The following is a 19,593-nucleotide window of genomic DNA, read 5'->3' as shown; positions in this document are numbered from 1 at the left end:
CAGGTCCGGGCCGTGGCGGGGGTGCCGGCCGGTGACGGGCCGCCCGCGGGGACGATCAAGGACACGTGACCGCCTCCCTCGCGCCCAGCGCCTCCGCGCGGAGCCGGGCGGCCCGGCGCAGGGCCGCCACCGCCGGGTCGGTGGGGTCGCCCGCCGTGCCGTGGGCCGCCGCGAGGACGTCGTCGACCGTGGACAGGGCGCCGAGGTCGGCCCGGATCGCGCGGCCCAGGGAGGTCACCGCGCCCGCCGCGCGGGAGCGGTCGCGGCAGTGGAAGGCCAGTTCGCAGGCGGACATGCACTCGGGGGTGTAGGTCGCGGGGACCGACTCCACGGCCGCCGTCAGTGCGGCGGACGGCAGGGCCGGGTCGAAGCAGGTGCCCTCGGGGAGGGTGTCGGCGATCTCCTCGATGCGGGTGAGCCGGACCAGCTGCCGGGCGGTGACCGCGCGCTGCTTGCGGATGTCGACAGCGGAGGCGGTGGGCTGGTTGGAGAAGTCCTTCGGGCACACCAGCAGGATCCGGTGACGTACGCGCGGGGCGGTGCCGTGCTCGGACAGGCGCGCGGCGACCTCCTCCAGCGCCAGGACGTACACCGCCGCCTGCCGGGCCGCCGCGCCGACCTTCGCCGGGTCCGCGGAGCCGTCCAGCATCGGGAAGGACTTGATCTCCACGACCGTCCAGGAGCCGTCCGGGTGCACCACCACCGCGTCCGGTTCCAGGAACGCGGGCGAGCCCGCGACGTCGAGCGCCAGCATGGGGTGGTCCAGCAGCGTCCAGGTGCCGGGCGCCTCACCGGCCTCGCGCAGCGCCAGTGCCGTACGGGCCGTGCGGCCCTCGGGGCCGGTCGCGGTCAGGTCGGGTACGTGGGCCCGCTCGGGGGGCTCGGCGGCGCGGTCCAGCTTGGCGTGCACCAGCCGCAGCAGTTCGGCGCCGCCGTCCGCCTTGACCTTCGCCTCGAAGGCGTTGCCGCGGGTGAGGGCGAACTGCGACTGCCCGAAGGCCGAGGGAGCGCCGAGGGCGTCGGCCAGCGCCGTCTTGTTCACCCCGGCGCCGTCCAGGATCGCGCGCCGTCTGCACCCGGGGTTGGCGGCCAGGGCGGCCAGGGCGCGGGCGTCCAGCGCCTTGGCCGGTACCTCGGGACCGCGCAGCTCAGCGAGCCTTTGCCGGAGCGCCGTCCCCCGCGTCCGTGGGGGAGGCACCCGGCTCGGCTCCGGGCTCGAACCGTGACTCGCGCTGCCGTGGAAATCGCTCACCCGCGGAAGTCTGGCATCCACCACTGACAATTGAGGCCTTGGTGGCGGGAGTCGACTCGCCGGCGCCCTGCGCGGAGTGCGCCGCGACCAGCGTGCCGCGGCCGTCGAAGCGGGCCCGGACCCGGTCCGCGACGCGCAGCACGTACGGCGTGAGCAGCAGTCCGGCGCCCATCACGGCGACGCCCGCGACCGCGTCCAGGAAGTAGTGGTTCGCGGTGCCCATGACCACGATGATCGTCACCACGGGGTAGATCACCGCGGCGACCTTGGTGATGCGGTTGCCGCCGAAGCGCCACAGCATGACGCCGCACCACAGGGCCCAGCCGCAGTGCAGGCTCGGCATGGCCGCGTACTGGTTGGTCAGACCGCCCAGACCCTTCGGGGCGCTGGCCTCGCCGCCCCACCAGCCGTACGAGCTGTAGTACGCCATCGTGTCCACGAAGCCGTGGGTCGGGGCGAGCAGCCGGGGCGGGCAGGTGGGCAGCAGGGTGAAGCCGATCAGGCCGATGAACGTGGACGTCATCAGCCAGGTCCGGGCGACGCGGTAGTGCACCGCGCGGGACCTGAAGATCCACACCAGGACGAGCGGGGTGACCAGGTAGTGCAGCGAGGCGTACCAGAAGTCCGCCGGCACCCCCAGCCACGGCTCGCGGGTGAAGAGGCGGTTCAGCGGGTGCTCGGCGTTCAGGTAGAGCAGCTTCTCGATGCGCAGGATCGTCAGGCCGTGGTCCACGGCCGAGGCGACGTCGCCGCGGGCGAGCAGGCGGCCGCCCGAGTAGCACGCGTACACCAGAAGGATCAGCGGCAGCTCGGTCCACCAGCGGAGACGGCCTCGTGGTGCCGCCGTAGTGCCCGGTGACTCGGCGTGCGGCATCCGATCGCCTCCCCCTTCTGCTCGTGGCGCCGGTTGCGCGGACGGGCCACTCTACGTTGTACGTGCTCGCCCCTGTCGGGCGCCCCCGGCCCTGATAGACGCTGAGATCGCCCCCCGGGTTGCCCCGGTCCAGGGTGCGGGATGATGGACGGGCTCCGCCTCGCAATTTCCTGGAAAGGCACTCGACCGCATGGCACCGCGCATATTGCTGGCCCGGCACGGGCAGACCGAGTGGTCACTGGCCGGGAAGCACACGGGGCGCACGGATGTGCCGCTGCTGGAGGAGGGGCGCCGGGGCGCGAAACTGCTCGGCGAGCGCCTCCACCGCGAGCCCCTGGAGGGGCTGCCGGGCGTCGAGGTGCGCACCAGCCCGCTGGCACGCGCGCGTGAGACGTGCGAACTCGCCGGGTTCGGCGACCGCGCCACGTCCTGGGACACCCTGATGGAGTGGGACTACGGCGCCTACGAGGGCCTCACCCCGGACGAGATACAGGCCCTGCGTCCCGGCTGGCTGATCTGGCGCGACGGTGTCCCCGAGGGGGAGAGCGTGGCCGAGATCACCGCGCGGGCCGACGAGGTGGTCGCCTGGGCGCGCTCCGCAGACCGGGACGTCCTGGTCTTCGCCCACGGTCACATCCTGCGCTCCATAGGCGCCCGCTGGCTGGGCCTGCCGCTGGACTTCGCGGCCCGTATCCGTCTGAACCCGACCTCGCTGTCGGTCCTGGGCTGGGCGTACGGGGAGCCGGCGGTGGAGCACTGGAACGACGTGGGGCACCTGGCGGCCTGACAGCTCGCTCACACCGCCTTCGGCAGGCTCGCGTGCCGCTCCAGGAAGGTGGACACGCCCGACGCCCGCCGGTGCGGCAGCAGTACGCGCGCGGTGCCCGCCAGCATGGTCTGGACCCGGGACGACTGGACCTCGGTGAGCAGGTCCAGCACCCGCATCCCGGCCACCGCCGCCTCGTCGGGGCGCCCGCCGCGGGCCAGGTCGTCGGCGAGTTCCGCGGTGTACAGGGCGATGTTGCGGGTGAAGTGCGGGTCCTGGAGGCCGGCCGCCCGGCTCGCGTTCCGTGCCGCCCGGTTCCAGTCGCCCAGCGTCGACCAGCACTGCGCCTCCAGGGCCTCCAGTTCGGCCTCGCCGTAGAAGCTCATCCACTCGGGGTCGGCGTCCGAGCCGCCCCGCGCGTAGAGGACCTGGGCCCGGGCGAGGGCCTGGGCGCAGCCGGTGCGGTCGGCGAGCCCCGCCCAGCCGCCCGCCTCGCGCATCGCCAGCAGCGACATCAGCCGGTCGGAGCCGAGGGAGCGGGCGACACGCTGGGCGGCCTGCGCGGCGCGCACCGCCTCACGCGGGCGCCCGGCGTCCCGCGCGAGGAACGACGTGTTGCAGAAGGCGTGCGCCTCCAGCGCCGGGTCGCCCGCCATCCGGGCGGTCGCCAGCGCTTCCGCGTAGTGCGAGCGCGCGTCGTCGAAGCGCCCCGAGTCGTGGGCCAGCCAGCCGACCGAGATGGCCAGCTCACCGGCGCCGGAGTGGAGCCGTTCACCGGTGGCGTGCCGGGTGGTTCCGGCGTCCAGCAGCGCGTAGGCGGCGCGCAGCGGGGCGGCCGCGCGCCGGTACAGGCCGTCCGCGCCGTGCCGGTCGTCCAGCAGCCGGATTCTGCGGACCGCCTCCTCCAGGGCCTGCACCTCGCTGGTGCCGATCCGCCGCGCGGGGCGTTCCGCGGCCGTCGCGTCGATGGCGAGCCCGAAGGGGCTGAGCGAGGCGGCGGCCACGGTGGCGCCGGAGCCGGTCATGAATGCGCGACGCAGCACGTCGCTCTCCTCGGGTCTCTCGTGCGTTTCGTACGGGTCCTGCGTGTCATACGGTTCGCGCGCCCCCCGCGTCTCACGGACCGCGAGCGCGGGGCTCGCGAGCGGACCCACGGGCGCGTCCTCCGCCTCGCGCGACCGGCGTCCGCGTACGGACGCGCGGGGCGCGAAGCCGAGGTCGGTCAGCGTGCGGCCGGGGAACATGTGCAGGAACACCCGTTCGTACGCATAGTTGGGGCAGCGGATCTCGCCCGCCTCGACCCGTCCGATGTAGCGCGCGTCACAGCTGACCCGCTCCCCGATCTCGCGTGCGGCCCTGCGTACCGCCGCGGCGAACTCGGCCGGTGAGCGCTGTCCGCGCAACTCCCGGAACGCGAGATTCGGTCGGGGCGGCCTGGTGGGCCGGGACGAGTTCAGCTCCGACGACGTCATGGCCGGGTCCTCTCGTGCGAACCGTCGAACCATGCCGGACCGATGGTGAGTTGAACGTTTTGTTCGCTTCGTACCCCCGGTGTCCGGCGGGCAAGAACGTACCTGCTGTACCGGACCCGTCACGCGGTGTTTGGCTACAAACCGGATATCTCATCCAGCATCTGCCATGAACTGCCATCCTTTGCGGCGGACTTGTGCCGTAGCCGTTGACAGGTGGCCGCGTTGAACCACGTGGACCGGGAGCCGCCCGACTCCCGACCCGCTCGGTTCGAGGAGGGTTCCGCGGTGGAGGCCGGGATGGAGAACAGTCAGCGGTGCGATCTGGTGACGGTGCCGACGCGGCAGGGACTTGAGGCGGTCGACATCCTGCGCCGGGGCGCGGGGGACGCGGTGGGGCCGGTCCTGCACGACGACGGCTGCGACACCCTCGGGTTTGTGGTCCCGCCGGGAACCGCCGCCGGATGGGACGTCCCCGGCAGCACCTGCACCCAGACCGACGGCCGGGGACTGAGCCTCGCTCCCGAGCCCCCGGTGGAGGGCTCCGACTGGCTGCTGCCCCCCGGCGAGGCGGACCTCGCCACGGACCCCGCGGTCCTGCGCGCGGCACTCGGCGAGGCGGCCCGCCTGATCGAGGCAGCCGACAACTGCCGCTGACCTCCGGCGGACGGGCCGGGGGAGTGCCGGTGCCGTTACGGCGCCTGCGGGGCTCGGGCCGTGGATCCGTGATCGTGAGCCCGGTCCGCGGACCTGTCGTACGGGTTCTGCGCGGGACCCGGTTCGGCGTGCGGGGGGTGATCCAGGGGGCGAGGCGGCGGCGGGCCGTCGGTGGTCCTCCGGCGGGCGGCGGAAGTGGCACTGCTGCGGATCCCCGGCGTGGGCCCGCCGCTGTCCCCCCGGTCGGCGTGGAGCCCTCGCCCGGTGCGCGTTCATGACCGCCTCTGCGTGATCCGACCGGGCTCCGCATAATGGCCTGATGGGCAAGTCCAACAAATCCCGGCGCCAGGACGCGGCCGCCGCCGTCGTCGAGGCCGTGGACGGCGGACTCGCCGAGCTGATACCCGACCGGGACCGGGCCCGCGCCTGGACCCTGCTCATCGACGGCGCCCCGCAGTCGCACGTCGACCTGGACGACCCCGCCTTCCTCTCCTTCGAGTACCAGCGGCGCCTCGGACACGTCATCGACCTCGTCGCCCCGCCCGGGAAGCCCGTCCAGGTCGTCCACCTCGGCGGCGGAGCCCTCACCCTCGCCCGGTACGTCGCCGCCACCCGCCCCCGCTCCACCCAGCAGGTCGTCGAGCGGGACGCGCCCCTGGTGCAGATGGTCCGGCGCGAACTGCCCCTGGACCGCAACGCCCGGATCCGGGTGCGCTCGGTGGACGCCCGCGACGGGCTCGCCAAGGTGCCCGACGGCTGGGCCGACCTCGTCATCGCCGATGTCTTCAGCGGGGCCCGCACCCCGGCCCACCTCACCTCGACCGAGTTCCTCGACGAGGTGCGCCGGGCCCTGCGCCCCGGTGGCTGGTACGCCGCCAACCTCGCCGACGGACCGCCGCTGGCGCATCTGCGCGGCCAGATCGCCACCGCCGCCGCCCGGTTCGCGGAGCTGGCCCTGGTCGCCGACCCGACCGTGCTGCGCGGGAAGCGGTTCGGCAACGCCGTCCTGGTCGCCGCCGACCACCCGCTCCCGGTCGCCGAACTGACCCGGCGCGCCGCCTCCGACCCGCACCCGGGCCGCGTCGAACACGGCAGGACGCTCAGGGACTTCACGGGCGGAGCGACCCCGGTCACGGACGCGGCGGCCGTCGCCTCCCCGGCGCCCCCGGCCTCGGTCTTCCGTTAAGCCTCAGTACGTCCCGATCGGACGTCAATACGTCCCGATCTCCACCCGCGGCGCGCTGTCGTGCCAGGTGCAGAACACCGACACCCGGTCCGCGCCGCTGGCGAACTCCACCCGGATCCACGACTCCGTCTTCCACACCTGCATCGACCAGTCGGTACCCGGCGTCGCCGACACCAGCGTGGCGTAGGTGTCGCGCAGGTCGAAGACCGCCCGGCCGCCCTTGGTGTCGTAGGCCTTGATCTCGCCGGAGGCGGAGGCGGAGGCGGAGGGGGCGGAGTCCGGGGTACGGGTGGGGGTGGTGGAGGGGCTCGCGGTCCTCGACGGGGACGGCTTGGCCGAAGGGCTCTTGGTGGGCTTGGAAGACGGGGGCGCGCTCCGCGTCGACGACGACACCGGCTTCGACTCCTGCGTGGTGGCGTCCGCCGCCGCGATGGGCAGGGCGCGCGGCGGGTCGTAGGCCGTGCCGGCCATCACCGTGTGGACACCCCACCACGACAGCGTGACCGCCGCGCCCGTGGCGAGCGACCAAGCCAACGCGTGTACGAGTCCTCTGCGCATCGCGGGCCATACTGCCTCACCTGCCCCACACGTGTCGCCCCGCTGTCCCCAACAGGGGGAGTTGTCCACAGGTCCGGACCTGTGTCCCCCGCATGGCGTACGGTGCGGCGCATGGCAAGTGTGCTCGTGGTCGAGGACGACCAGTTCGTACGCTCCGCCCTCATCCGGCATCTGACCGATGCCGCGCACACCGTGCGCAGCGTCGGCACCGCCCTTGAGGCGCTGCGCGAGGTCGCCCATTTCCGTTTCGACGTGGTCATCCTGGACCTCGGACTGCCCGATCTCGACGGGTCCGAGGCGCTGAAGATGCTGCGCGGAATCACCGACGTCCCTGTGATCATCGCCACCGCCAGAGACGACGAGGCGGAGATCGTCCGGCTGCTGAACGCCGGTGCGGACGACTACCTCACCAAGCCGTTCTCCGTCGAGCACCTGTCCGCGCGTATGGCCGCCGTCCTGCGCCGGTCCCGGGCCACCGTGGGCGAGGCGCCCCCGGAGTCGGTGCTGCGCGTCGGCGGCCTCACCGTCGACCCGCTGCGCCGCCAGGCCGAACTGGACGGCGTACGCCTGGACCTGACCCGCCGCGAGTTCGACCTGCTCGCCTTCCTGGCCGGCCGCCCCGGCGTGGTCGTCCCGCGCAAGGAACTCCTCGCCGAGGTCTGGCAGCAGTCCTACGGCGACGACCAGACCATCGACGTGCACCTGTCCTGGCTGCGCCGCAAGCTCGGCGAGACCGCCGCCAACCCCCGCTATCTGCACACCCTGCGCGGGGTCGGGGTGAAGCTGGAACCCCCGGCGCAGGAAGGGCCCCCGCGATGAGATGGGCCCTGGTCAAGGTCTCCCTGGCGGTCACCACCATGGTCGTGCTCGCCTTCGCCGTACCGCTCGGCCTGGTCATCAAGGAAATGGCCCGCGACCGCGCCTTCTCCAACGCCGAGCGGGAGGCCGCCGCCGTCGCCCCCGCGCTGTCCATCACCACCGACCGCGACCAGCTGGAACGGGTCGTGGCCGCCGCCGGGTCCGGCGAGGACATCGCCGTGCACATACCGGCGGGCGACGGCGCCGACGCCGTCGACATCGGCCGCAGCCGCGCCGACTACGACGACATCGCCACCGTGCGCGAACTGGGCCGCGCCTCCACCACCGAGGTCTCCGGCGGCTCCACCCTGCTCCAGCCCGTCGCGGTCAGCTCCGCCGAGATCGCCGTTGTGGAGGTGTACGTCCCCGAGTCCGAGGTCAGCAACGGCGTCGCCACGGCCTGGGCGGTCCTCGCCGCCGTCGGTATCGCCCTGATCGTGGGCTCGGTCGCGGTCGCCGACCGGCTCGGGGTGCGGATGGTGCAGCCCGCGCAGCGCCTGGTCGAGGGCGCGCACGAACTGGGCGAGGGCAAGCTGGGCGCCCGGGTGCCGGAGGAGGGGCCGAACGAACTGCGGCTGGCCGCGGCGGCGTTCAACTCCATGGCCGACCAGGTCGTCCAACTCCTCGCCAACGAACGGGAGCTGGCCGCCGACCTCTCGCACCGGCTGCGCACCCCGCTGACCGTGCTGCGGCTGAACGCCGCCTCGCTCGGCGACGGCCCGGCCGCCGAGCAGACCCGGGCCGCCGTCGCCCAACTGGAGCGCGAGGTCGACACCATCATCCGCACCGCCCGCGAGGCCAAGCCGCAGACCCAGGCGGCCGGTCCGGGCGCCGGCTGCGACGCGGCCGAAGTGGTGCGCGAGCGGATGGCGTTCTGGTCGGCGCTGGCCGAGGACGAGGGCCGCAAGGTGCGGGTGGCCGGGGTCGACCGGCCGGTGCGCATACCCGTGGCCCGCGCCGACCTCGCCGCCGCCCTGGACGCCCTGCTCGGCAATGTCTTCCGGCACACCCCGGAGGGCACCGCCTTCGCGGTCGACGTGCACAACGGCGAGGACGCGGTGATCGTGCTGGTGTCGGACGCCGGGCCCGGCATACCCGATCCGCAGGCGGCGATGGCCCGCGGCCGGGGCTCGGGCACCGACGGGTCGACCGGGCTCGGCCTGGACATCGTGCGCAGGCTCGCCGAGGCGACGGGCGGTGATGTGCGCATCGGCTCCTCCGTGCTCGGCGGCACCGAGGTGCGGATCTGGATCCAGCTCGACGGCCGGGCGCCCGAGCGGCGCCGCGGACACCGGGTGCGCCGCCGCCGCGGCGGCCGACTGGTCTCGACCTTTAACCGCTCCCGATCCCTTCCTTAAGCGCACCCTAAGATCCTCAACCGCCGCCTGGATCAGGCCGTTTGCCCGATTCGGCCTCGCTAGCGTGCTCCCGCATCCCCCACACGGCACAGCGAAAGCAGGCAGGCGATGAGCACCCACCGGCGCAGGATCAGCGGCAGGAACAAGGCGATAGGCGGACTCGTCGCCGCCGCCGTGGTCGGTGGCGGCGCCCTCGCCCTCACCGGCACCGCCCAGGCGGCCGGCGTGGGCGCCGTGTACACCAAGACCAGCGACTGGCAGACCGGTTACACCGCCCAGTACGTCGTCACCAACGACACCGGCTCCACCAAGGCCGACTGGACCCTCACCTTCGACCTCCCCGCGGGCGCGAAGCTCGGCTCGCTGTGGAACGCCGAGTCCAGCGTGAGCGGTTCGCGGGTCACCGTGAAGCCGCCGAAGTGGGACAAGGACGGCCTCGCCCCCAAGGAGTCCATCACCGTCGGCTTCGTCGTCAACGGCAACGGCGACCCGACCGGCTGTGTCGTCGACGGCGTCAAGTGCTCCACGGACGGCGGCGCCACCCCGGAGCCCACCGGCCGCCCCACCGAGACCCCGACCCCCACGGCCACCCCCACCGTCAAGCCGACGCCCACCCCGACCCCGACGCAGACCACCACGGACCCCAAGCCCACGGAGTCCACCGGCAGCGGCACCACCACCAACGCCGGTTTCGCCCCGTACGTCGACACCTCGCTCTTCCCCGCCTTCGACCTCGTCGGCACCGCCGACGCCACCGGCGTGAAGAACTACAACCTCGCCTTCATCACCGACGGCGGCGGCTGCACCCCCAAGTGGGGCGGGGTGAGCGACCTCGGGAGCAACGCGGTCGCGAGCCAGATCGGCGCGCTGCGCGCCAAGGGCGGCGACGTCCGTGTCTCGTTCGGCGGCGCGGCCGGCAGTGAACTGGCCACCACCTGCTCCTCGGCGGACGCGCTGGCGGCGGCGTACGAGAAGGTCGTGACCGCCTACGACCTCACCAAGGTCGACTTCGACGTCGAGGGCGGCGCGCTGCCCGACGCCGCGGCCAACACCCGCCGCGCCCAGGCCATCGCCAAGCTGCAGAAGCAGCACCCGGATCTGGACGTCTCCTTCACCCTGCCGGTGATGCCCGAGGGCCTGACCCAGCCCGGCGTGGACCTGCTCGCCGACGCCAGGAAGAACGGCGTGAAGATCAACGCCGTCAACATCATGGCCATGGACTACGGCCCGGCCTACAGCGGCGACATGGGCACCTACGCCGAACAGGCCGCCACCGCCACCCAGGCCCAGATCAAGGGCGTTCTCGGGCTCAGCGAGAGCGCCGCGTGGAAGACCGTCGCGGTCACCCCGATGATCGGCGTCAACGACGTGGTCACGGAGGTCTTCAAGGTCGAGGACGCCACCCAGCTGGTGAACTTCGCCAAGTCCAAGGGCCTCGGCTGGCTGTCGATGTGGTCCGGGACCCGCGACAAGGCCTGCCCCGGCGGCCCCAAGCCCGCGGCCGACGCCACTTGCAGCTCCATAGACCAGGAGAAGAACGCCTTCAGCAAGGCGTTCGCGGCCTACAAGTAGGCCCGAGCAAGCAGCCCAGGCCCACGGGGGGCGCGCCCCGGCCGGTCTTCCCCCCATCCGGCCGGGGCGCGGCACGTCCCCTCCTCGACGCGCCGCGCCCCGCTCCCCTCCCCCGAGGGTCCGGATCGGACGGACTCGGACGGACTCGGACAGAGACCGGCTCAGACCGCTTCCACGCTCGGCAGCGCACCCGCCCGGGCCGCCTGCCCGTACCACAGGGCGCTGGACTTGGGCGTCCGCTGCAGCGTCGCGTAGTCGACGTACACCGCGCCGAAGCGCTTGCCGTAGCCGTAGGACCACTCGAAGTTGTCCATCAGGGACCACAGGTAGTAGCCGCGGACATCGGCGCCGTCCTCGATGGCACGGCGCACCGCCGTCAGATGGCCGTGCAGATAGGCGATCCGCTCCGGGTCGTGGACCTTGCCGTCCGGGTCGGGCTTGTCGTCGTAGGCCGCGCCGTTCTCGGTGATGTAGATCGGCAGACCCGGCACCTCACGCGTGTACCGCATGATCAGCTCGTGCAGCCCGGACGGGTCGATCGTCCAGCCCATCTCGGTGCGCTCGCCCGGGGTCTGCAGGAAGGCGATGTCGTCCGCGCCCGGCCAGGGGGAGTGGGCGCTCTCGCCGTGACCGTCCGCGCGCGGGCCGGCCGGAGCGGAGGCGGCGGACGACACCAGCGTCGGCGTGTAGTAGTTGAGGCCGAGCGCGTCCAACGGCTGCTTGATCAGGTCGAGATCGCCGTCCTCGACGAACGCCCAGTCGGTGAGCCGCCCGGTGTCCGCCAGCAGGGTCTGCGGGTAGGCGCCGTGCAGCATCGGGCCGTGGAAGATGCCGTTGGCCAGGTCGTCGATGCGCTGCCGGGCCGCCAGGTCCGCCGGGTCGTCGGAAGCCGCCCGGACCACCGAGGAGTTCAGGCTCACCGCGACCTGGTTGCGGGCCGGCATCACCGAGCGCAGCGCCTTCGTGCCGAGCCCGTGCGCCAGGTTGAGGTGGTGCGCCGCCCGCAGCGCGGCCACCGGTTCGGTGCGGCCCGGCGCGTGCACCCCGGAGGCGTAGCCCAGGAAGGCGCTGCACCAGGGCTCGTTGAGGGTGATCCACTGTTCCACCCGGTCGCCGAGGGCCTCGCCGACGATCTGCGCGTACTCGGCGAACCGGTAGGCGGTGTCCCGCTCCGGCCAGCCGCCCGCGTCCTCCAGCTCCTGCGGCAGGTCCCAGTGGTAGAGCGTGACCGCGGGCTTGATGCCGTGCGCGAGCAGCTCGTCCACCAGCTTGCGGTAGAAGTCCAGACCCCGCTGGACCGCGGGCCCCCGCCCGGTCGGCTGCACCCGCGACCAGGAAATGGAGAAGCGGTACGCCGTCAGGCCCAGGTCGGCCATGAGCGCCACGTCGTCACGGAAGCGGTGGTAGTGGTCGACAGCGATGTCACCGGTCTCACCACCGGCCGTCTTGCCCGGGGTGTGGCTGAAGGTGTCCCAGATCGACGGGGTACGGCCGTCCTCCCGCACCGCGCCCTCGATCTGGTACGCCGAGGTGGCCGCGCCCCAGAGGAAGGCGGGAGGAAAGGTCACCGGGGTCACCGGCTGCGAATCAGGCATGGAAGCGCTCCCATAGGAGGTCGGCCGGGCCGACGGGTAGGAGGGAAGAAGGAGAAAAGGAGGGGCCGGAGCGGCGCTGACCCGGCCCCGGGGGAGGGGGTGGGGCGGTGCGGGCGTCAGCCCTTGACCGCGCCCTGCATGATGCCGCCCACGATCTGCTTGCCGAAGATCGCGAACACGATCAGCAGCGGCAGCGTGCCCAGCAGCGCGCCCGCCATGATCAGGGACTGGTCCGGCGTGTAGCCGCGGCCCAGGCCCGCGACCGCGACCTGCACGGTCGGGTTGCCGTTCTGGGTGAGCACGAGGAACGGCCACAGGAAGTCGTTCCAGGTCTGCACGAACATCAGCATGCCCAGCACCGCCATCGCGGGACGGGCCGCCGGGAACACCACGTGCCAGATCACCCGCCAGCTGCTCGCGCCGTCCACGCGGGCGGCCTCGATGATCTCGTCGGGCAGCGCCTGGAGCAGGTACTGCCGCATGAAGAACACACCGAACGCGCTCACCAGCGAGGGCAGGATCACCGCCTGGAGCTGGTCGGACCAGTCGAGCTTGGCGACCATCATGTACAGCGGGATCACGCTGAGCTGCGGCGGCACCATCATCGTGCCGATCACGATCAGCATCATCGCGTTGCGGCCCTTGAAGCGCAGCTTGGCGAAGGCGAACCCGGCGATCGTCGACAGGAACACGATGGTCAGCGCCGACACACCCGCCACGAACGTGGTGTTGATGAACGCCTCGCCCAGATTGGCGTCGTTCCAGGCCAGATCGAGGTTGTCGAAGAGGTTCGAGCCGAACCAGAACGGCGGCGGTGTCTCGGCCAGGCGCTGGTTGTCCCGGGAGGCGGCGATCGCCGTCCAGACCAGCGGGAACAGCGAGACGATGGTGAACAGGGCGAGCACCGCGTACGCGATCGGTCCCGCGTGCAGGGTGCCGCCCGCGCGGGCCGCCTTGGGGCGCCGGGAGCGCTTGGAGGCTGTCTCGGGCTGTTTCGTCAGGGTCGTCGTCACGGCCGGTCTCCTAACTACTGGCGCGCAGCCGGCGCGAGATGACGTAGTTGACGATGCCGATCACTATGAGGATCAGGAACATCGTCCAGGCGATGGCGGAGGCACGGCCCAGGTGCTGGTTGACCCAGCCCTGCTCGTACAGGTACAGGCCGAGCGTCTGGAACTGGTGCTGGGATCCGCCGGAGGCACCCTTGTTCGCGTCGAACAGCAGCGGCTCGCCGAACAGCTGGGAGGCGCCGATGGTCGACACGACGACCGTGAACAGGATCGTCGGGCGCAGCGAGGGCAGCGTGACGTGGAAGAACTGCTTCCAGCGGCTGGCGCCGTCCAGCGCGGCGGACTCGTACAGATCCTGCGGGATCGCCTGCATCGCGGCCAGGTAGATCAGCGCGTTGTACCCGGTCCAGCGCCAGATGACGATGGTGGACACCGCGAGCTGGGAGGCCCACTTGTCGTTCTGCCAGTCGATGTTGTCGATGCCGACCGCGCCCAGCGCCCAGTTGATCATGCCGTAGTCGCGGCCGAAGAGCAGGACGAAGACCAGCGAGGCGGCGGCGATCGAGGTGGCGTAGGGGGCCAGCATGGCGACCCGGTAGAAGGTCGACGCGCGCAGCTTGTAGTTGAGGATGTGGGCGATGCCCATGGCCATCAGCAGCTGCGGGACGGTCGAGATGATGCCGATGGTCAGCGTGTTCTCGGCCGCGTTCCAGAAGAACTCGTCGTCGAAGATCCGGGTGTAGTTGCGCATCCCGACCCAGTTCATGTCGGTCGGCGCGGTCAGCTCCACCTGGTGCAGCGAGGCCCACCCCGTGTACAGCAGCGGGAACAGGCCGAAGGCGAGGAACAGCAGGAAGAACGGCGAGACGAAGGCGTACGGGCTCCAGCGGACGTCCCGCTGCCAGCGCCGCGACAGCCGCTTGCGGCGCTTGAGTTCCTGCTCGGTCGGACCGCCGCCGGACGGGCGGCCCGGGGCCGCGCCCCCCTTGACGGGGGACGCGGCGGCGGTGTCGTGCCCTGTGCTCATGCGGGTCACTGGTCCAGGGCGTTGTCGATGGTCTTGACGGCGTTCTCCCAGGCTTCCTCGGCGGACTTGCCCTGGGTCACCAGGACGACGCCATTGTCGGTCAGGCCCTGCTGGATGATCTGGTCCTTCGGGCCGATCGACTGGACCGGGATGTTGGCGGCGGCCTCGGCGAAGATCGTGCCGATCGGGGCGTCACCGGTCATGTCGTTCTTGGCGCCGGTGACCTCCTTCGACTCGTACGCCGCCGGGGTGCTCGGGAAGCTGCCCTGCACGCCGAACAGCTTGGCCTGCTGCTCCGGCGCGGTCAGCCAGGCGGCGAGCTTCGCGGCCTCCTCGGCGTTCTTGCCGGACTTCGGCACCGTCAGGAAGGAGCCGCCCCAGTTGCCGGACTTCGGCGCCTGGGCGACGTCCCACTTGCCGGCCGCCTCGGGCTTGGACTTGCCCTTGATGTAGCCGAGCATCCACGGCGGGCAGGACATCGCGGCGAACTTGCTGTTGGCGATGGTGGTGTCCCAGGCCGGCTGGAACTGCGTCTGGTTGCCGACCAGCCCGTCCTCGGCGGCCTCCGCGGTCAGGTCGAAGGCGTTCTTGACGGCCGGGTTGGTCTTGTAGATGACCTCGCCGGAGGCGTTGTAGAAGCGGTCCTTCTCACTGCTGAGGATCGCCTGGAGCAGACCGCCGGGGGAGTCCAGGAAGGTGGTGCCCTTGGGCGCCTTCTTCTGGTAGTCGCGGCCGACGTCGACGAACTTCTCCCAGTCGCCGGCCCACAGCTTGGCGACCTCTTCGCGGTCGGTGGGCAGTCCGGCGGCCTCGAACATGTCCTTGCGGTAGCAGATGGCCATCGGGCCGACATCGGTGCCCACACCGATGGTCTGGCCGTCCTTGGTGGTGGCCTGCTCCCACTTCCATTCCAGGTAGTCGCTCTCCTTGCCGTACTTCGACAGGTCGAGCAGCTTGTCGGACTGGGTCTGGACGATCTCGGCGATGTTGCCGACCTCGACCATCTGGATGTCCTGGAGTCCGCTGTTGGTGGTGAGGTGGTTCAGCAGCGCCGGGTAGTAGTTCTCGTTGCGCTCGACGACGGTCTGCTGGATGTCGATGTCCGGGTGAAGCTTCTCGTACTCCTTGTACAGCCCGGACTCCTCGAAGCCGGCGGTGCCGAACAGACCAAGGGTGATCTTGGTCTTGCCGCCACCGCCGCCCTCGGACGACGAGTTGTTGTCGTCGCCGTCGTCGGCACAGCCGGCCAGCAGCCCGGTGCCCAGCGACGCCACCGCCGCGAGGACAACCGCCTTACGGCGGATTCGGGTACGTGCTCGCATTGCGTCCTCCTGTTGCCCTGACGTGCCGACCCCCCGGCCAACTGCATTGTTGGGCCCGTGTAGTTCTCGCTGCGGCTCGGGCGGGGAACGTGCGGGATGTGTATGTGTCAGGTACCGTGGGAGCGCTCCCACAAGTGATGTGTTGAAGGTTCGTCGGTCCGGGCGGGGGTGTCAAGGGCATGGGAGCGGAGAGATGCGTTCAGTTATAGGGACGTTAACTGGAACCGGGTGTACCGCCCGGGGGTGCGGTCGGTTGCCCCAGCGGACGGTCACAGCTTCTTCCGGGGCTGTTAAATTCCAGGCCAGCGACAGGACAATGGCGAAAGGCGGAGCCCATGGCAAGCCACGGAGCGCGGGGGCGGAGTGGTGGGCGGCCTACGCTTGAGGAGGTCGCCGCGCGCGCCGGGGTCGGCCGTGGGACCGTGTCCCGGGTGATCAACGGCTCCCCGCGGGTCAGCGAGGCGACCCGGGCGGCCGTGGAGGCGGCGGTCGCCGAACTCGGTTACGTCCCGAACACCGCGGCGCGCGCCCTGGCGGCGAACCGCACGGACGCGATCGCCCTCGTGGTGCCCGAGCCGGAGACCCGGTTCTTCGCCGAGCCGTACTTCTCCGACATGCTCAAGGGCGTCGGGGCGCAGATCTCCGAGACCGAGATGCAGTTGCTGCTGATCTTCGCGGGCAGCGACCGGGAGCGGCAGCGCCTGGCGCAGTACCTCGCCGCGCACCGGGTGGACGGGGTGCTGCTGGTCTCCGTGCACGCGGACGACCCGCTGCCCGATCTGCTCACCCAGCTGGAGATACCCGCCGTGATCAGCGGCCCGAGGTCCGCCGCCGAGACGCTGACCTCGGTGGACTCCGACAACTACGGCGGCGCCCGGCAGGCCGTGGAGCACCTGCTCTCCCGGGGCCGCCGCCGGATAGCCCACATCACCGGCCGGATGGACGTCTACGGTGCCCGGCGCCGCGCCGACGGCTACCGCGAGGCCCTGGCGGACGCGGGCCTGCCGGTCGACGGGACGATGATGGAGCCGGGCGACTTCACCGAGGAGGGCGGCCGGCGCGCGATGGCCGCGCTGCTGGAACGCCACCCGGACCTGGACGCGGTCTTCGCCGGCTCCGACGTCATGGCGGCGGGCGCCCGCCAGGTGCTGCGCGAGACGGGCCGCCGCATCCCCGACGACGTGGCTCTCGTCGGCTACGACGACTCCGCCATCGCCCGCCACATGGACCCGCCCCTGACCAGCGTCCGCCAGCCCATCGAGGAGATGGGCCGCCGCATGATCGACCTCCTGCTGGAGGAGATCGCCGACCGCCGCCCGGCGGTGTCGCGGGGGCTGGAGCGCCGGCAGGTGGTGCTGGCCACCAAGCTGTCGGAACGGGAGTCGTCCTGAGGGACGGCCCCAGCTAGTCGGACGGCCGGTGCCAGCCCCTGCGCGGGCGGCGGCCCGGGCGTTCCGTGTGGTGGGTGATGAACCAGGCGACCGCGAGGAGGGAGAGGCCGGTCAGCCAGACGATGACGACCAGCCAGGTGCCCATGGAGGTGCTGGGGTCGGCGCCGGTGCACAGGTCGCCGACGCAGGACTCGCCCTCGTCCTCGGCCGCGTCCAGGGCGACCACGAGCCACAGCAGCATCGCGAGATTGAACGCGATGATCAGCCACGTCAGCAGCCGCCACCGATGGACGCCTCGCGACCTCATGCCGAGCCTCCCAGGTCCTCACCGGCCCATACGGCCGACGATACGCCCCGGGAACGCATTCAGCCGGTGACCTTCTGATCAAGGTCACCGGCTGAACACTTCAGGGTGAGTGACGGGACTCGAACCCGCGGCATCCTGGACCACAACCAGGTGCTCTACCAGCTGAGCTACACCCACCATGACCGGCGGTTTCCCTTGGTGGTTCACCGACCGGCCGAGAAAAAGTGTACAGGGTCCGAAGGGGTGCTCGCGCCCGCCTTTTCCCGGGGCCCCCCGAGGGACCCCGGCGACCACTACTGAGCAGGTACGACGTACTTCGCGGCGATGGCCCGCGCGGTCTCGGTGTCCGGCCCCGGCTGGGGGACGAAGACGGCCTCGCGGTAGTACTTCAGCTCCGCGATCGACTCGCGGATGTCGGCCAGCGCCCGGTGGTTGCCGTTCTTCTCCGGGCTGTTGAAGTACGCCCGCGGGTACCAGCGCCGGGCCAGCTCCTTGATCGAGGAGACGTCCACGATCCGGTAGTGCAGGTAGTCCTCCAGCGTCGGCATGTCCCGCAGCAGGAAGCCGCGGTCGGTGCCGACCGAGTTCCCGCACAGCGGCGCCTTGCCGGGCTCCTTCACGTGCTCGCGCACGTACGCCAGCACCTGCTGCTCGGCGTCCGCCAGCGTCGTACCGCCGGCCAGCTCGTCCAGCAGGCCGGACGCGGTGTGCATCTGACGCACCACTTCCGGCATCGTCTCCAGCGCCGACTCCGGCGGGCGGATGACGATGTCCACACCGTCGCCGAGCACGTTCAGCTCGGAGTCGGTGACGAGGGCGGCAACCTCGATGAGCGCGTCGTCGGACAGCGAGAGGCCGGTCATCTCGCAGTCGATCCACACCATGCGATCGTTCATGCGACCACCCTAAAGCTGACGTCACCGTTTGTGGGCCTCGCGGTGGCCCCCGAACCCTTCCGAGGCCCGCGGGCACGAAAAGCGCCGGACAGGCTCAGGGCCTGCCCGGCGTTCTTCGTACCGGTGCCGCTCCGGCTCAGCTGCCGCTGCGCTGTCCCGGCAGCGTGGCCCGCGCCACGTAACTCTCCCGGCCGCTGTCCGCGGCCGCCGCGGCGAGGGCCTGGCCCATCGACGCCGGCGCGGGTGTGCGGCGGGTCTGCAGCGGGACCGGGCCGGGCTCCGGGTGGAGCGCGGGCGTCGGACCGGGTGCGGTGTCGGCGTCCGCGGCCGGGCGGTCACCCTGCGGGCGCCGGGCCCGGTACGCCGCCCGGTAGGCGGCGGGCGACGAGCCGAGCTGCCGCCGGAAGTGCCCGCGCAGGGCCACCGGCGAGCGGAAGCCGCAGCGCCCCGCGACCTCGTCCACCGAGTAGTCCGACGTCTCCAGCAGCCGCTGTGCCTGCAGCACCCGCTGGGTGATCAGCCACTGCAGCGGCGCCGATCCCGTCAGTGAACGGAAGCGGCGGTCGAACGTGCGGCGGGACATGTACGCCCGCGCCGCGAGGGTCTCCACGTCGAACTGCTCGTGGAGGTGTTCCAGCGCCCAGGCGACGACCTCGGCCAGCGGGTCGGCGCCGATCTCCTCCGGTAAAGAGCGGTCCAGGTAGCGCTCCTGGCCTCCCGTCCGGCGCGGCGGGACGACCAGACGGCGGGCCAGCGCACCGGCCGCCTCGTTGCCGTGGTCGGTCCGCACGATGTGGAGACAGAGGTCGATGCCCGCGGCCGTACCGGCCGAGGTGAGCACGTCCCCGTCGTCCACGAACAGTTCTCGCGGATCCACGTGCACCGACGGATAGCGCTTGGCCAGCGTCGGCGCGTACATCCAGTGTGTGGTCGCGGGGCGGCCGTCCAGCAGACCGGCGGCGGCGAGCACGAACGCGCCGGTGCACAGTCCTACGATGCGGGCCCCTTCGTCATGCGCCCGGCGCAGCGCGTCGAGCGCCTCCTCCGGTGGCGGTGAGGTGATCGAGCGCCAGGCCGGCACGACGACCGTGCCCGCCCGTGAGATCGCCTCCAGCCCATGTGGCGCGCTGAGTTCCAGGCCCCCTGTGGTCCGCAGCGGGCCTTCCTCGCCGCCGCACACCAGCAGTCGGTAGCGCGGCACGCCGGCGTCCTGGCGGTCAATCCCGAACACCGACAGCGGTATGGAACTCTCGAAAATGGGGCCGCCGCTGAACAGCAGCACCGCGACGATCTCCTTGCGGCGGCGCCCGGAGAGTTTCCGGGTCGCGGCTTCCGGCGCGGCAGTGGAGTCGTGGCTCATACTGCTAAGCCCCCCTCGGTGGTCGCGGCTCCTCGGTTGTGTCGCTCCTGCACGTTTCCCCTCGGTCCTGCACGAGTCCCCCGCCGTAGACAGTCAAGATCGAATCTACTGTGTCGCGTTGTGCCTCAGTGGCCG

Annotated in this window: 18 protein-coding genes and 1 tRNA gene; 7 read left to right on the top strand and 12 right to left on the bottom strand. The window is 71.8% G+C overall.

Annotated features, from left to right (window positions below; translation table 11 throughout):
- Window positions 1-55 precede the first annotated feature (55 nt).
- Window positions 56-1,198: a hypothetical protein gene (locus tag GA0115233_RS17970; RefSeq protein ID WP_093721246.1), complete on the bottom strand. Its 1,143-nt coding sequence runs from the start codon at window positions 1,196-1,198 to the stop codon at window positions 56-58.
- A complete protein-coding gene (locus GA0115233_RS17965) occupies window positions 1,149-2,126 on the bottom strand; it encodes a phosphatase PAP2 family protein (RefSeq protein ID WP_093721245.1) in 978 nt (325 codons plus the stop codon). Before GA0115233_RS17965 ends, GA0115233_RS17970 begins: the two co-directional genes overlap by 50 nt.
- A 190-nt stretch (window positions 2,127-2,316) precedes the next feature.
- Here GA0115233_RS17965 and GA0115233_RS17960 point away from each other — a divergent pair, with 190 nt between their 5' ends.
- Window positions 2,317-2,913, top strand: a complete 597-nt coding sequence (locus GA0115233_RS17960) for a histidine phosphatase family protein (RefSeq protein WP_093721244.1) — start codon at window positions 2,317-2,319, stop codon at window positions 2,911-2,913.
- Between the two features lie 8 nt (window positions 2,914-2,921).
- Here the strand turns inward: GA0115233_RS17960 and GA0115233_RS17955 are convergent, their stop codons facing one another.
- Entirely contained in the window at window positions 2,922-4,364 is a 1,443-nt protein-coding gene (locus GA0115233_RS17955) for a hypothetical protein (protein WP_093721243.1), read from the bottom strand.
- A gap of 297 nt (window positions 4,365-4,661) precedes the next feature.
- Between GA0115233_RS17955 and GA0115233_RS17950 the strand changes: the two genes are divergently transcribed.
- Together GA0115233_RS17950 and GA0115233_RS17945 are read left to right on the top strand one after the other, a co-directional pair.
- Window positions 4,662-5,018, top strand: coding sequence for a hypothetical protein (locus GA0115233_RS17950; RefSeq protein WP_093721252.1), 357 nt, complete (start codon window positions 4,662-4,664; stop codon window positions 5,016-5,018).
- Between the two features lie 319 nt (window positions 5,019-5,337).
- Window positions 5,338-6,204, top strand: a complete 867-nt coding sequence (locus GA0115233_RS17945) for a spermidine synthase (protein ID WP_093721242.1) — start codon at window positions 5,338-5,340, stop codon at window positions 6,202-6,204.
- 24 nt (window positions 6,205-6,228) lie between these two features.
- Here the strand turns inward: GA0115233_RS17945 and GA0115233_RS17940 are convergent, their stop codons facing one another.
- A complete protein-coding gene (locus tag GA0115233_RS17940; protein ID WP_093721241.1) occupies window positions 6,229-6,762 on the bottom strand; it encodes a hypothetical protein in 534 nt (177 codons plus the stop codon).
- Between the two features lie 111 nt (window positions 6,763-6,873).
- Between GA0115233_RS17940 and GA0115233_RS17935 the strand changes: the two genes are divergently transcribed.
- The 3 genes from GA0115233_RS17935 to GA0115233_RS17925 all read left to right on the top strand — a co-directional run bounded on the left by GA0115233_RS17935 (window position 6,874) and on the right by GA0115233_RS17925 (window position 10,550).
- A complete protein-coding gene (locus GA0115233_RS17935; RefSeq protein WP_093721240.1) occupies window positions 6,874-7,581 on the top strand; it encodes a response regulator transcription factor in 708 nt (235 codons plus the stop codon).
- Window positions 7,578-8,978: a sensor histidine kinase gene (locus tag GA0115233_RS17930; RefSeq protein ID WP_093721239.1), complete on the top strand. Its 1,401-nt coding sequence runs from the start codon at window positions 7,578-7,580 to the stop codon at window positions 8,976-8,978. Before GA0115233_RS17935 ends, GA0115233_RS17930 begins: the two co-directional genes overlap by 4 nt.
- Before the next feature lie 108 nt (window positions 8,979-9,086).
- Entirely contained in the window at window positions 9,087-10,550 is a 1,464-nt protein-coding gene (locus tag GA0115233_RS17925; RefSeq protein ID WP_093721238.1) for a glycoside hydrolase family 18 protein, read from the top strand.
- Between the two features lie 161 nt (window positions 10,551-10,711).
- Here GA0115233_RS17925 and GA0115233_RS17920 read toward each other — a convergent pair whose 3' ends face one another.
- From GA0115233_RS17920 to GA0115233_RS17905, 4 genes are all read right to left on the bottom strand, one after another.
- Entirely contained in the window at window positions 10,712-12,145 is a 1,434-nt protein-coding gene (locus GA0115233_RS17920) for a GH1 family beta-glucosidase (protein ID WP_093721237.1), read from the bottom strand.
- A 116-nt stretch (window positions 12,146-12,261) separates the two neighbouring features.
- Window positions 12,262-13,158, bottom strand: coding sequence for a carbohydrate ABC transporter permease (locus tag GA0115233_RS17915; RefSeq protein ID WP_093721236.1), 897 nt, complete (start codon window positions 13,156-13,158; stop codon window positions 12,262-12,264).
- A gap of 10 nt (window positions 13,159-13,168) precedes the next feature.
- Window positions 13,169-14,182 (bottom strand): carbohydrate ABC transporter permease, encoded by a 1,014-nt coding sequence (locus GA0115233_RS17910; protein ID WP_093721251.1) that lies wholly within the window; start codon window positions 14,180-14,182, stop codon window positions 13,169-13,171.
- 5 nt (window positions 14,183-14,187) lie between these two features.
- Entirely contained in the window at window positions 14,188-15,504 is a 1,317-nt protein-coding gene (locus GA0115233_RS17905; RefSeq protein WP_093721235.1) for an ABC transporter substrate-binding protein, read from the bottom strand.
- 335 nt (window positions 15,505-15,839) lie between these two features.
- Between GA0115233_RS17905 and GA0115233_RS17900 the strand changes: the two genes are divergently transcribed.
- Window positions 15,840-16,895, top strand: coding sequence for a LacI family DNA-binding transcriptional regulator (locus tag GA0115233_RS17900; RefSeq protein WP_093721234.1), 1,056 nt, complete (start codon window positions 15,840-15,842; stop codon window positions 16,893-16,895).
- Between the two features lie 13 nt (window positions 16,896-16,908).
- On the opposite strand, the gene GA0115233_RS17895 is transcribed toward GA0115233_RS17900, so the two are convergent.
- The 4 genes from GA0115233_RS17895 to GA0115233_RS17880 all read right to left on the bottom strand — a co-directional run bounded on the left by GA0115233_RS17895 (window position 16,909) and on the right by GA0115233_RS17880 (window position 19,458).
- On the bottom strand, window positions 16,909-17,202 hold the full coding sequence (locus GA0115233_RS17895; RefSeq protein ID WP_093721233.1) for a hypothetical protein: 294 nt from the start codon (window positions 17,200-17,202) through the stop codon (window positions 16,909-16,911).
- Between the two features lie 104 nt (window positions 17,203-17,306).
- Window positions 17,307-17,379, bottom strand: a tRNA-His gene (locus GA0115233_RS17890).
- A gap of 116 nt (window positions 17,380-17,495) precedes the next feature.
- A complete protein-coding gene (orn, locus tag GA0115233_RS17885; RefSeq protein ID WP_093721232.1) occupies window positions 17,496-18,098 on the bottom strand; it encodes an oligoribonuclease in 603 nt (200 codons plus the stop codon).
- A gap of 136 nt (window positions 18,099-18,234) precedes the next feature.
- Window positions 18,235-19,458 carry a helix-turn-helix domain-containing protein gene (locus tag GA0115233_RS17880; protein ID WP_093721231.1) on the bottom strand — a complete coding sequence of 408 codons (1,224 nt, stop codon included), beginning with the start codon at window positions 19,456-19,458 and terminating at the stop codon, window positions 18,235-18,237.
- Window positions 19,459-19,593: the final 135 nt, after the last annotated feature.

Origin of the sequence: Streptomyces sp. DI166 (assembly GCF_900091315.1) — a bacterium.
Classification (GTDB): domain Bacteria; phylum Actinomycetota; class Actinomycetes; order Streptomycetales; family Streptomycetaceae; genus Streptomyces; species Streptomyces fuscus.
The sequence above is the reverse complement of the archived record's forward strand: the minus strand, read 5'-3'. Positions and strand labels throughout refer to the sequence as shown.